Raw genomic sequence first — 13731 nt, 5'->3', positions numbered from 1 at the left:
ATTCAATCATAGGGAGGAAGGTGAATGTTTTGGTGACAAACCAAATCATCATAGATGAAATAAGAGAAGATGAAAAGGAACAGGTTAGGAATTTATTAGTAGAGAGTTATCAACAGTATGAACATTCCTATAAAAATCCTGAAAGCTGGAAAATGTATTTAGAAAATATTCAAGCATCCGTTGATAATCCTGATGTCGATAAGATATTAGTGGCAAAAAGCAATCAGGACATCCTTGGCAGCTTGCAGCTTTTTCAATCTTCCGAAAAGGCATATTCAAAGCCAGAGCTTGAAATTTTCTCGCCCATTATACGATTGATAGGTGTTCATCCACATGCAAGAGGTCGAGGTGTAGCACAAGAGTTATTAAAAGCCAGTGTTACTTACGCAAAGGAACTTGGAGCGACAAGTTTGTATTTGCATTCAAGCGATAAAATGCATAAAGCAATTCGGCTATACGAATGGTTTGGTTTCAAACGGGATCAAACCAAGGAATTTCAAAATCAAGAGATACTGGTAAAATGCTTTCGATTGGATTTATAGAAGGAAGTGAGGATATGAATCGAACAGATTTAGAATCAAACCTTATTTCGATACGGCGTCATTTACATCAATACCCAGAGTTATCAAATGAAGAAATTGAAACAACTAAGTTTATTCAAAAATGGCTGCAAGAAGAAGATATTGATATTCGCAGGACGGGATTGTCAACAGGTGTCGTTGCAGAAATAAAAGGAGGCAAACCAGGACCAATCGTTGCCATTCGTGCAGATATCGATGCTCTTCCGATTGTTGAACAAACAGGTCTTCCATATGCCTCAAAAGTCAAAGGAAAAATGCATGCATGCGGTCATGATTTTCATACAGCTGCTGCCATTGGTGCGGCTTATCTTTTGAAAGAATCTCAATCTGAGTTGAATGGAACTGTCCGGATAATTTTTCAGCCGGCTGAGGAATCAGGGGGTGGTGCCAAAAAAGTGATTGAGGATGGTCAACTCGACGGAGTAGAAGCCATTATTGGACTTCATAATAAACCAGATCTGCCTGTGGGGACAATTGGCTTAAAAGATGGTCCTTTAATGGCGGCAGTCGATCGATTTCACATTTTTCTCTATGGTAAAGGGAGCCATGCTGCAATTCCGCAACATGGAAAGGATCCAATTGTAGCAGCAGGACACCTTATCACTGCTCTTCAGTCTGTTGTTAGTCGGAATGTGTCTCCTCTTCAAAGCGCTGTATTGAGTGTGACGAAAATCGTGGGCGGTAGCACATGGAACGTTATTCCAGATAATATCATCCTTGAGGGTACCATTCGAACTTTTGACAATAAGATTCGTGCAGATGTAAAAGCAAAATTTTATACAATTGTTGAATCAATTGCTAAAGCTTTTTCACACGAAGTTGAAATTGGCTGGTTTCCAGGTCCGCCACCACTGGATAATCATAAGTCGGTGACTGAGATTGCTAGGTATGCTGCTAAAAAGCATTCCTTAAAAGTTATTGATCCGGAACCATCAATGGCCGGTGAGGATTTCTCCTACTATCTTTACAATGTCCCAGGGACATTTGCATTTTTTGGTACAAATGGAAACGAGGAGTGGCACCATCCTGCATTTACCCTGGATGAATCTGCTATTATTAGAGCCGCATATTTTTTATATGAAAGTTCAAGAGAATTATTAAATCGACATTTTACTAGTTAACAAATCTAAAGATTATTATCCTTACGAAAACGATGTATTTATGTAAAAAAATATAAATAGGAGTGATTCGGATGGGAGAAATTCTTCGGAATGCTGTTGAAAATAAGCGCAAAAAATTAATAAAAAAACTGATTGCTTATAATGTGTATAAGAAAGAAGATAAGCACCTTTTTGAGCTATCACTAACGGACCTAGAAAATGAATATAGGAAATTTCAATCCATTAGTCATCCCCACAGTGATATTGGGTCCATCCAATTAATTGATAAAAAATCAAACAAAAAGTTAAATCAATGACTAATAATTTTGAAAATCCATCATGAAAGGAAGTTCGAATAATGAGTAAAATGACAATTATTTCTGGAAGTCCTTCAGAGCATACGAGATTGAATGGGGTTTTACATGGTGTTGTAAATCATTTAAATGGGGTTGGAATTACTCCTGAAATCATTAATGTCCGCAATCTTCCATCAGAAGATTTAATTCAAGCAAAGTTTGATAGTGGAGAAATTATAAAGGAAAATAAGAAAGTTGAGAATTCAAATCTGGTCGTGATTTTGACTCCGGTTTATAAAGCTTCCTTTTCAGGGGTTTTAAAAACATACTTGGACCTCTTGCCGCAAAATAGTCTCGAGGGTAAAACCATTTTACCAATTGCTATTGGCGGAACTTTTGGTCACTTATTAATGATTGATTATGCTCTTAAACCTGTTCTTACAGCTCTGGGAGCAACCCATATTTTAAAAGGGGTATTTATTTTAGATAGTCAAATTAAAAAATTAGGAAATAATCAATATGAATTAGATTCAGAAGCGAAAAATCGATTAGTTTCTTCATTAAATATTATAAAAACATCATTACCTGAAAAAAGTGTTTCTGGTACCATTCTTTAAAGGTATCTATCAATACAGCTTTATTAACTTCACTACAATAAAGGCACCTACTCAAAAGAGTTAGGTGCCTTAGATATGAACCGATTTCAAATATAACCAAGAAAAGGTTTCAAAAAAGGCAGCCTTGAGGGTGGAGATACTTTTAACGCCGCAAATCTTTAATTTCTTAATGAAACTAACCGACTAAACACTCTATCTTGATAATACTGGGAAGAAGTACATTTCCAATAGCAATGGCTAGACCAATCACAGTAGTTCCAATAAATAGCATTTCTAACGATGACATAGAACGTAATAAAATATCCCCAGTAAGTAGGATTAGACTAACAAGAAGGGTATTTTCCAAGCCGAAACGATGTGATATCCTCAGTGCTAACAGTGATAGAGCTGCAAACGGAAACAAAGGAAGGGTAGTAACAAGTCCCATTTGTGCATTTGATACACCGGTGTCCATAACAATTGTACCAATTAACGGGCTGACTGACGTATTAGAGGACCGTAAATTAGAAGCGATTAAAACAATCCCCAAGATTAGTAGAATGGTTTTATGAATTTTAGTCATTTTTTTATACCCTCTTTTTGTTCGTTTTCCGAAGGACACACAAGTAAAATAAATGTACCATTTTTTTACCACTTTAATTTGATGATCACTATTATGATAAAAAGATATCCTCATAGAATATTTCGTACTTCCTGCATGCCAGGTAATATTGAATTTCACAAATATGTAAATCAGTATGAATCGGGATGTGAACTAATCTTCCTTTCTTGACTTCGTTACTAAATGTATTTGGTGGCAGAAATGATACTGCATTTTGGTTGTGAATGAGGTCATTAACTAACTCAATCTGATTAGTAATTATTCTTTTCTTACAATTTACATTTCTGAACATCAGTTGATCTTTTGAAAAAGGTTTGTAGAAAATTAAATATTCCTCTTCTAAATCTGCTATATCTTCCAGATATTTTTTTTCCGCCAGAGGATGCTCACCTGAGACAATTAATCCGAATTTTTCTTTGTATATCGGGTACGATTCTAATTGTTTATTGTTTATCGGTTCTGTTACAAAAGCTATATCAAGAATTCCATCAATTAGCGATTTTGCAATCAGAGAGTGATCCATTATAAGAAGGTTTATATTTTTATTGTGAACGCCATTGAGTAAATTGATTTTTTCATAAATAAATGGATGGGTTAATGCAATAGAGCTTCCTATGGTCATCAAATTTTCATTAGCGTCCTGGTTTATCTCACTTTTCGCAGTTTTTAAGGTCTCAATAACTTGTTCTGCATAAGGTTGAAACATTTTTCCTGCTCGTGTTAGTTCCACACTGCGTTTTCCTTTTTTTCCTCTAACAAACAATTCTTGGCCCAGTTCTTCTTCTAGGTAACGAATTCTATTGGATATCGTTGGTTGGGGAACAAAAAGTCTTTTTGCAGCTTCAGTGAAGTTTCCATTATTACAAACAATTAAAAACGTTTCCAAATATAGTACGTTAATGAAAAACATCCCCTTTCCAATTTTAAAAAGAATATTAAGAATATTGATAATTTACAAAATTTATTATATCATCTATTTATCATATGTAAACATAAAATCACAATAAGTAAATGATTAAAATGTAAACGTCTTCAATAAAATAAAAGGGTGAGACAAAATGAATGATATTTGCAGGTTATTAAAGAGATTGAAAGAGGATAAAGACAAAATCTTTGCCATGGCGACTATAATCCGTGTTGATGGCTCTGCTTATAGACGAGAAGGAGCAAAAATGCTTATCGGAGCAGATGGCAGTTATTTTGGCACCATAAGTGCTGGCTGTTTGGAAGAGGATTTAATCTATCAGGCACAGGAAGTAATCAATTCACTTCAAGCAAAAACAGTTAATTATGATCTTCGATCCGAAGATGATCTTTCTTGGGGACAAAGTGCCGGATGTGATGGCGACATAGAAATATATATTGAACCGATAGGTTGGGAATTGAGTAAATTTCAACAAAATACTCCTTTATGGCCTTATATAGACCAACAGCTAAATAAAGGTTTAAACATGGTTTCAGCAAAATGTTTGAATGGGGGAGCTAAACAAGGGACTTTAATCCTTTTTTCCAACAACGGAGATATTTTAGGAGAGTCTGAAGACAAAAATATTGAACAAGGACTACTCCCGCACATCAATACCTTTCTTCATAGTGGCTCTAAAGTAAATTTCTTTCATATTGATGAATTAAATAGTGATTACTTATTCGAACTATACCAGCCAAAAGAGCTATTATTTGTTTTTGGGGCTGGTCCTGATGCGGAGCCTATAGTTGAACTTGCCTCGCAATTAGACTTTTCTGTCACAATAATAGACCCAAGAACAAGTCGATGCAGCGAGAAATATTTCCCGAACGCTGATTTTCGGTTCATAGAGCATCCTGAATCGTTTTTTAATAAAATACAGATTCCATATGATAGTTTTGTACTCGTCATGACCCATAATTTTAATAGGGACCAAAAAATCTTGGAATATCTTTTACATGCTCCTCCCAATTATCTTGGAGTATTAGGGCCGAAAAGGAGGACAGAGAGGTTAGTAAGTGATAAAAATTTATTATCATTTATTCAATCACCTATTGGTTTAAGCATTGGTGCTGAAGGACCTGAGGAGATTAGTATAAGTGTGCTTGCAGAATTAATAAAAATTAGAAATCAATCTAATTCTCAGATTATAGATCAAAGTGTTAGCTGCTCGATTTAGTTTGCTTTTTGATGTAAAAAATAGAGAACCTAATGGCGAAGACTAAGCGTATATTTCAAGAGCCTTCGCTTATTTTTTCTATTAAAATAATAAAAATATTTTTGCATAACTAACAGTATAAACTGGGTCACTCTAAATCCATGAGGTTTACTTAGCAATGTATAGACCAACACTCCACGACTTCACAAGAACAGCTTCTCTTTTTAAACCATTCTTGATTTCAAAAGAGTTCCAAGATTATTAACATAAACCATATGGAAATATAAAAAATTTATTATTTCATAAAATTTACGTATTTCACAATTATATATAATATATTTTATAATTTTTTTAAGAAATAGAAAATTCTAATAAATAATTAGAAGCTAAACTGCATATTTGCAAAACTCATTCTGAGTCAATTGCAAGTATAAAAAAATATTCGTAAAGGTGGTTTTAATGTGAAGGTACAAGGTGAAATTGTTGTTGAAGCAAGTCAAGAAGAGGTTTGGAACGCACTAAATGATCCTGAGGTTCTAAAAAAAGCAACTCCTGGGTGTAAAGTTTTGACAGAAACAGAGCCTGATAGTTACAAGGCTGATATTGTAATTGGCATTGCAGCGGTACGTGGTGAATATGAAGCTGAAATAAAAATCTACGATAAATTAGGACCGAACAAATACTGTCTTGCAATGAAGGCTGATAGTAATATGGGTTTTTTGGAAGGTAATGCCGTTGTTGAACTCGATTATTCACATCCTAAAACTACCATCTCGTATGAGGGAGAAGCTCAGGTAGGCGGGAAAATTGCAGGTGTTGGTCAGCGTATTTTATCGGGAATAGCAAAGATGATTGTAAAGGACTTCTTTAAGAAAATTGCCAAAGAAACAAAAGCTAGAACAGCAATGTAATTGGAAAAGGAAAGTCATTTTTAAAACATTCTAGTTAGGAAAGAGGGTATAACGTGAAACCAGCTGTTTTTGACTATTATTCTCCATCAGAGCTTGACGAGGCACTATGCTTATTGGATGAATTTGGTTATGATGCAAAAATCATGTCGGGGGGACAGAGTCTTATCCCAATGATGAATATGCGTTTAGCTCGTCCTAAAGTTGTTATAGACATAAGTAAAATTGAGGAACTCAATTATATAAGAATTACCGATTCAGTTATTCAAATCGGTGGACTGACTAGACACTTTCAGGTAGAGGAATCAAAAGAAATCGAACAGGTCTGTCCCTTACTTACAGAAGGAATGAAATTGATAGGGCATTCTCAAATTCGGTCTCGCGGGACGATAGGGGGCAGTGTTGTACATGCTGATCCAACTGCAGAACTTCCTGTGATGCTAAGTACACTTGGGGCTACTATTACTCTTGCATCATCAGAAGAGGTTAGAACGCTTACAACCGACGAGTTTTTTATGACCTATTTAACAACAACTATCGAAACGAATGAGATTTTAGTATCAATTGAAATTCCGATTCCTCCTGCAAATACAGGTTATGCAATAGATGAGTTTACCTTGAGAAAAGGAGATTTCGCTATCGTTTTGGCTGCAGCATCCGTGACCTTAGATGAGCAAGGCAAGGTGAAATCCGCTACCCTTTGCTTAGGTGGAGTTGATGGTGTTCCTGTCTTATTAGATGAAGTAACAGAGGAACTAATCGGGAATTTTCCTGATTCTGATTTAATATTAGAATGTTGTAATAGAATTGGAGATTTGGTTGATCCAGAGCCGGATATTCATGCAAGTGGTGAATATCGAAGGGATTTAAGTATCACATATGCCAAGCGTGTGTTGGAAAGGGCAGCTATGAGGGCTGTTAATCGCAAGGGTTAGTTAGTTTTCTAGTATTTTACGGAGGTGGAATTATGCCACAAAGTAATTTAAAAAACATTGCTTTAACGGTGAATGGTAAAGAATATACAGCATTTGTTGAGCCACGAATGCTATTATCAGATGTTCTTCGCGATGAGCTTGGATTAACAGGAACGCATGTCGGCTGTGAGCACGGAATATGCGGAGCCTGTACGGTGATAATGGATGGTCGTCCTGTACGGTCTTGTCTAGTTTACGGGGTTCAAGCCGATCAGGCTGAGGTTTCTACAGTGGAAGGATTAGCAGATTCAGACGGTGGACTTCATCCATTACAAGAGGCCTTCTGGGAAAAACATGGTTTACAATGTGGATTCTGTACACCGGGAATGCTCATGTCGGCCTGCCATTTCCTTGAGCAGAACCCAAATCCTAACCGTGAAGAAATCCGAGAAGGTATCTCTGGAAATTTATGTCGATGTACAGGTTATCAAAATATCGTCGATGCCGTGGAGTTAGCCGCAGAAATGATTTCCAAGAATAAAAAGTGTGATGATGAGTCAAGTGATTTACAGGTCGTACAGACAGGAAGGAAAGTGAATGTATGACCATCGGCACGAGCGTGAAGCGAATAGAAGACCCGCGGTTAATTACAGGTAAGGGACGATATGTGGGAGACATAAAGCTGACTGATCAATGTGAGGCTGTAATTGTTCGAAGTCCACATGCTCATGCAAATATTCTTCGAATAGATACAGAAAAAGCAAAACAACTCCCAGATGTTCTAATGGTAATGACAGGACAGGATTTACCTGAAGATCTTTCTCCCATTCCGATGCGTCTGGCACCTAATGAGGCTTTAACAAAAGCATTGCAGTTTCCGCTGGCGAAAGATAAAGTCCGTTATGTTGGTGAACCCGTAGTTCTCATTGTAGCGAAGTCGAGATACAAAGCAGAGGATGCCGCAGATCTGATTAATGTCATTTATGAACCATTAACTCCTATAACGGATGTACATACAGCGATTAAATCGGATACGATTGTGCTGCATCCTGAGATTGGAAGCAATGACCTCTTTCTTATACATTCAAAAAAGGGATCTGTTGATGAGGAATTGAAAAAATGTCGCTATATTTTAGAAGAAGATTTATATGTACAGCGGCATTCAGGCATTCCACTGGAAACAAGGGGTCTACTAGCTGTTGTCGAAGAAAATAAAAGGCTTACAGTATATGGTCCAACAAAGGTGGTTCATTTCAATCACCAGATACTTGCTACGCTATTAAAGAAAGATTCTCAAGACATTCGATGCATTGAAACCGATGTTGGCGGCGGTTTTGGTCCAAGGGGGGAATTCTATCCCGAGGATTACTTAATCCCTTATGCCGCTCTTCAGCTTGGCCGCCCGGTTAAGTGGATCGAGGATCGGCTTGAGCATATGGTGGCTACGAACCATTCTCGTGAACAAAAACATCATGTAGTTGTAGGATTTGATGAGAGTGGAAGGATCCATGCCCTTCGTGATGAAATTTTTGTTGATACAGGAGCGTATATTCGTACTCATGGAGTAACGGTTCCAGTATTAACTCAAGGGATGTTTCCAGGACCGTATGATTTTCATGCACTGGAATTCATCACACATGTAGTTGCTACTAATAAAACACCAACCGGAACGTATCGTGGTCCCGGCAGGTTTGAAGGAACCTTTGTACGTGAACGCATTATCGATATGGTTGCAAAAAAGCTGAACCTAGACCCGACAGTGGTAAGAGAGAGAAATCTAATTAAACCAGAGCAAATGCCCTATTCAAATGGTATTTCGGCACTCGGTCAGGTGGTCGAATACGATAGCGGCGACTATCCTCAAATCCTCGACATAGCTCGCAGTGCAATGGATTGGAATCATTTTGCTAAGCGTAAGGCTCTGGCCGCAGCTGAGGGCAAGATAATCGGATTAGGATTTGCCATGTTTGTTGAAAAATCAGGGTTAGGACCATGGGAGTTCTGCGAAGTCGAGATACTGGAAAATGGAGAGTTATCCTGTAAAACCGGACTAGCCGACGTTGGTCAAGGGGTAAAGACAGCTCTTGCTCAAATTTGCTCTGATCAATTAGGAATTCCGTATTCAAATGTGACTGTTATTCATGGAGATACTGATGTAGTTGAGAAAGGAAATGGCTCTTTTGCCACACGCGGTACCGTGGTAGGAGGATCGGCTGCTTGGTATGCTTCGGAGGCACTTAAAAAGAAGTTGTTGCAGGTAGCTGGTGACTTGATGCACCTTCCAGACGAGGATCTCGATATAAAGAATCAATTTATCATCCAAATTTCAAGCCAGCAGAAGCTCTGCCCGCTGGACCTCATCATCACAGAATGCAGAAAGCAGGGGGTTGAACTTCGTGAAAAATATACCTTTTCGATTGATCATATGTCCTATCCGTATGGTATTCACGCTGCAGAAGTAGCAATTGATTCAGAAACAGGGAAAGTAAAAATTGAAAAGTATTATATTGCTTATGATATTGGCCGGGCAATTAATCCTTTATTGGTACATGGGCAGCTAGTTGGCGGAATGGCGCAGGGACTTGGGGGAGCACTATTTGAAGAGCTTCGCTACGATGAGAGTGGACAGCTGATAACGGGCTCATTTATGGACTACTTGATACCAAGTTCAATGGAAGTGCCTGAAATAGAAATTGAAATTTTAGAAAATTCCCCATCACCATTAAATCCACTTGGTGTAAAAGGGGCAGGTGAAGGAGGAACCGTCGCGGTTGCACCTGCAATTGCAAACGCGATTATCAATGCACTTGATAAATACCAAATCAACATTACTTCCTTACCAATACGGCCTGAGGTTATAAGAGACGCTATTATAAAAGGTCCTGTAACGAATGAGGAGGAGCAAAAATGAAGTATATAGGCAAGGCCATGAAACGAAAAATTGATCCGCGTTTAATTAAAGGCGATGGGCGTTATATCGCTGATCTGAACATTCCAGGAACATTAAGCGCCGCTTTTCTTAGAAGCCCGCACGCTCATGCACGGATACAGGATATTGATTTGGAGCAGGCACGTAAGCTGTCAGGTGTTATTGCAGTTTTTGGGCCAGACGATGGACAGGAATTTGATTCGCTTCCCGCACTTTTTCCTCATCCGAAACTGGTGCCGGTAACACAGCGTCCACTTGATTCTGTTGTCCACCATGTGGGCGAACCGGTTGCGATGGTCATTGCCTTAAATCGCTATATCGCAGAAGATGCGATTGACCTGATTAATGTTGTTTACGATCCGCTGCCAGCGGTTGCTCATTTGGATCACGCCATTCAAAGTGATGCTCCACTAGCTCATCAACATTTGGAGTCAAATGTGGCTGCTCATTTTCAACAGTCGGTAGGGGATGCGCAGGCAGCCATGAAAGAAGCTCCTGTCGTTGTTCATCATCGATTCAAAATCGGTCGTGTTAGCTGTTTGCCAATTGAAACAAGAGGCTTGCTTGCAAAATGGGATTTTAATGGACCGGAACCTTCCCTTGAAGTCTATGCAGCAACCCAGAGTCAGCATGAAATGCGATCTATATTAGCGAAACTACTAAAGGTTTCTGAAAATAATATAAGGGTTATAGCACCAGATGTGGGAGGAGCCTTCGGTGCGAAAGCGATTTTTTATGTAGAAGATTTTCTTGTTACATGGGCTGCACGTAAGGTAAATGCACCTGTACGCTGGATCGAGGATCGGCTTGAACATATGATGAGCTGTATTCATGAACGAGAACAATACCATGAAGCTTCTCTTGGTGTGACAAATGAAGGAAAGATCCTTGCCGTAATGGATACGATGCTGGCCAACAATGGAGCATATGTTCCTTGGGGGATCATAGTACCTATTATGACATCTACCCTTATTCCCGGACCTTATAAAGTACCAAATTATTTTTGCGATGCAAAGGTCATATATACCAATACTGTTCCTTTGGCGCCATTTAGAGGAGCAGGACGCCCCCAGGCAGCATTAATTTTAAATCGATTACTTGATCAGGCAGCTGAAAAACTTGGGATGGATCCAGTAGAGATTCGCCGTCGGAATCTAATTAGAGAGGATGAATTTCCTTATAGAACAGGACTTCTGTCTCGAGATGGAAAACCTCAGATTTATGACAGCGGAAATTATGGAAAAGTATTGAGTGAAGCTGTTGAAATTTCAGGCTATTCCGAGTGGCGCCAGTGTCAGCAAGAATACCGGAAGCAAGGGCGTTATATTGGAATTGGTGTTGCCTCAGCAATTGAAAACACAGGCTTTGGTTCATTTGAAGGAGCAACCGTTCGTGTGGAAACTACAGGAGAAATAACAGTGCTGACTAGTGCTGCTACTCAAGGCCAAGGTCATGAAACAACATTTGCACAAGTTGCTGCTGAAGTATTTGATGTACCTGTGGAGAACATTACTGTTCGTGAAGGAGATACAAGTCTCATTACTTATGGAACAGGAACTTTTGCCAGCAGAATGGGTGTTATTGTAGGTACGGCGGTATACAAAGCTTCTCAAACTGTTAAGGATAAGGCTTTAAAAATTGCCTCTGAAAAACTTAATATCCCACTAGAAGTATTAGAGATGAAAGACGGCTGCGTTTTTTCGGTGGAACAACCTTCTAGAAGAATTAGTTTAGGAGACTTAGCTCATGAAGCAAAAGGACTCTTCCCTGGAACTACATTCCCATATTCTGTTGAACCGGGATTAGAGGTTACTGAATATTTTGCTCCGGAAGCTGCCTCTGTAACAGGGATGACGGATATTGCAGTAGTCGAAATTGATCCAAAATCTTGTGCAATTCAAATCTTAGATTATACATCAGTACATGATAATGGAAAGCTCCTAAATCCACTAATTGTTAAGGGGCAGGTCCAAGGGGGTATTTCAAATGGGATTGGAAATGCATTGTATGAGGAAATTGTTTATGATCGCCAAGGTCAGTTGTTAACAAGTACTTTAATGGATTATCTTGTACCTTCTGCTTGTGAGGTTCCAGAAATGAAGATTGGCCATGTTGAAACACCTTCGCCACTCAATCCACTCGGAATGAAGGGTGCAGGCGAAAGTGGTACCATTCCTGTTCCAGCCGTAATTCAATCAGCTGTAGAAGATGCATTACGTGAATGGAATATTAAGGTGGAAAATATTCCTGTAAAACCAGCGCAGCTTAGGGAGCTTATGCGACAATCAAAAGAGTTTCAGCTAGTGGAAGCCATTAAGTAAAAATTTGTAAGAAAATAGGTGATTATTAATGGAGGAATTAATTAAAGAAGTTCAGTCTGATGTGTGTATCGTTGGTGCTGGCCCGGCTGGAATGCTATTAGGACTACTATTGGCGAAACAGGGGATGGAAGTAATCGTTCTTGAGCAAAATGGAGATTTTCACAGAGAGTATCGAGGGGAAATAACACAGCCGCGTTTTGTTCAATTGATGAAACAATTAAATTTACTAGATTATATTGAATCCAATTCACACGTAAAAATACCTGAGGTAAACGTTTTTCATAATAATGTGAAAATTATGCAGCTCGCATTTAATACTCTAATTGAAGAAGAAAGCTACTGTGCAAGATTGACACAACCTACCCTTCTTTCGGCATTACTTGACAAAGCAAAAAAATATCCAAACTTCAAATTATTATTTAATACAAAAGTGAGAGACCTTCTAAGAGACGAGGGGAAAGTTATTGGAGTTTATGCCCAAGCGAAGCCAGGAGATCAAATTAACTTCACAGAGGAAGATTTATTTGAGGGGAAATTAAATATTAAATCCAAAGTAACAGTAGGCGTAGATGGAAGAAATTCCACGATGGAGAAGCTGGGGAGTTTTGAACTAGAGCTCGATTATTATGATAATGATTTATTATGGTTCTCATTTGAAAAGCCTGAATCTTGGGATTATAATATTTACCATTTCTATTTCCAAAAGAATTACAATTACCTTTTCTTACCGAAACTAGGCGGTTATATTCAGTGTGGAATTTCTCTAACTAAAGGAGAGTATCAAAAAATAAAGAAGGAAGGAATCGAGTCCTTCAAAGAAAAAATCCTTGAAGATATGCCAATTCTTACACAACACTTCGAAAATGTTACAGACTTCAAGTCATTCGTTCAACTTTTATGCAGGATGAGATATATAAAGGATTGGGCTAAGGAAGAAGGTTGCATGCTAATTGGTGATGCGGCCCATTGTGTTACCCCTTGGGGAGCAGTAGGAAGCACACTGGCTATGGGAACAGCAGTTATAGCAGCAGATGTTATATATAAAGGATATAAGAATAATGATTTATCACTTGAAACACTTAAGCAAGTACAAAATAGACGTAAAGAAGAGGTAAAAATGATCCAAAACCTGCAATTAACGTTAGAGAAGTTTTTGACAAGAGAGCCAATTAAGAAAGATTTAGCTCCGCTAATGTTCAATATTGCTACCAAAATGCCAGACATAACAGATGTTTATAAAAAATTATTTACAAGGGAAATTCCACTTGATATTGATGAATCTTTTATCTTTCATGATGAATTAGTCGAAGCAAAATAAACCATACCCTAGTATTGTAAAAA

13 protein-coding genes are annotated in these 13731 nt (G+C 38.3%); 11 read left to right on the top strand and 2 right to left on the bottom strand.

All coding sequences use genetic code 11. The features are described from left to right. Window positions 1–32 precede the first annotated feature (32 nt). The 4 genes from TR08_RS22880 (at window position 33) to ssuE (ending at window position 2594) form a co-directional block, all read left to right on the top strand. Window positions 33–542: a GNAT family N-acetyltransferase gene (locus tag TR08_RS22880; RefSeq protein ID WP_045522149.1), complete on the top strand. Its 510-nt coding sequence runs from the start codon at window positions 33–35 to the stop codon at window positions 540–542. A 14-nt stretch (window positions 543–556) separates the two neighbouring features. Beyond that, window positions 557–1702 carry an amidohydrolase gene (locus TR08_RS22875; protein ID WP_045522354.1) on the top strand — a complete coding sequence of 382 codons (1146 nt, stop codon included), beginning with the start codon at window positions 557–559 and terminating at the stop codon, window positions 1700–1702. 71 nt (window positions 1703–1773) lie between these two features. After that, the gene (locus TR08_RS22870) at window positions 1774–1998 is read left to right on the top strand and encodes a Fur-regulated basic protein FbpA (RefSeq protein ID WP_045522147.1); all 225 of its coding nucleotides are present in this window, start codon (window positions 1774–1776) and stop codon (window positions 1996–1998) included. A 41-nt stretch (window positions 1999–2039) separates the two neighbouring features. Further along, the gene (gene ssuE, locus TR08_RS22865; RefSeq protein ID WP_045522145.1) at window positions 2040–2594 is read left to right on the top strand and encodes an NADPH-dependent FMN reductase; all 555 of its coding nucleotides are present in this window, start codon (window positions 2040–2042) and stop codon (window positions 2592–2594) included. A gap of 175 nt (window positions 2595–2769) precedes the next feature. On the opposite strand, the gene TR08_RS22860 is transcribed toward ssuE, so the two are convergent. Next, window positions 2770–3156, bottom strand: coding sequence for a hypothetical protein (locus TR08_RS22860; protein WP_152597499.1), 387 nt, complete (start codon window positions 3154–3156; stop codon window positions 2770–2772). A 91-nt stretch (window positions 3157–3247) separates the two neighbouring features. Beyond that, entirely contained in the window at window positions 3248–4105 is an 858-nt protein-coding gene (locus tag TR08_RS22855; protein ID WP_081954617.1) for a LysR family transcriptional regulator, read from the bottom strand. A 148-nt stretch (window positions 4106–4253) separates the two neighbouring features. Here TR08_RS22855 and TR08_RS22850 point away from each other — a divergent pair, with 148 nt between their 5' ends. From TR08_RS22850 to TR08_RS22820, 7 genes are all read left to right on the top strand, one after another. Then, on the top strand, window positions 4254–5339 hold the full coding sequence (locus TR08_RS22850; protein ID WP_045522133.1) for an XdhC family protein: 1086 nt from the start codon (window positions 4254–4256) through the stop codon (window positions 5337–5339). 440 nt (window positions 5340–5779) lie between these two features. Beyond that, a complete protein-coding gene (locus TR08_RS22845; protein WP_045522131.1) occupies window positions 5780–6229 on the top strand; it encodes an SRPBCC family protein in 450 nt (149 codons plus the stop codon). 53 nt (window positions 6230–6282) lie between these two features. Continuing rightward, window positions 6283–7161: an FAD binding domain-containing protein gene (locus tag TR08_RS22840; protein WP_045522130.1), complete on the top strand. Its 879-nt coding sequence runs from the start codon at window positions 6283–6285 to the stop codon at window positions 7159–7161. Between the two features lie 32 nt (window positions 7162–7193). After that, complete coding sequence (locus TR08_RS22835; RefSeq protein ID WP_045522128.1) at window positions 7194–7745, top strand: (2Fe-2S)-binding protein; 552 nt, start codon at window positions 7194–7196, stop codon at window positions 7743–7745. Continuing rightward, window positions 7742–10051, top strand: a complete 2310-nt coding sequence (locus tag TR08_RS22830; RefSeq protein WP_045522125.1) for a xanthine dehydrogenase family protein molybdopterin-binding subunit — start codon at window positions 7742–7744, stop codon at window positions 10049–10051. The genes TR08_RS22835 and TR08_RS22830 overlap by 4 nt, the downstream gene beginning before the upstream one ends. Then, entirely contained in the window at window positions 10048–12390 is a 2343-nt protein-coding gene (locus TR08_RS22825; protein ID WP_045522123.1) for a xanthine dehydrogenase family protein molybdopterin-binding subunit, read from the top strand. The genes TR08_RS22830 and TR08_RS22825 overlap by 4 nt, the downstream gene beginning before the upstream one ends. A gap of 28 nt (window positions 12391–12418) precedes the next feature. Then, window positions 12419–13708, top strand: a complete 1290-nt coding sequence (locus tag TR08_RS22820; protein ID WP_045522122.1) for an FAD-dependent monooxygenase — start codon at window positions 12419–12421, stop codon at window positions 13706–13708. Window positions 13709–13731 lie beyond the last annotated feature (23 nt).

It is taken from the genome of Neobacillus niacini (assembly GCF_000759675.1).
Taxonomy (GTDB): domain Bacteria; phylum Bacillota; class Bacilli; order Bacillales; family Cytobacillaceae; genus Neobacillus; species Neobacillus niacini_A.
The sequence above is the reverse complement of the archived record's forward strand: the minus strand, read 5'-3'. Positions and strand labels throughout refer to the sequence as shown.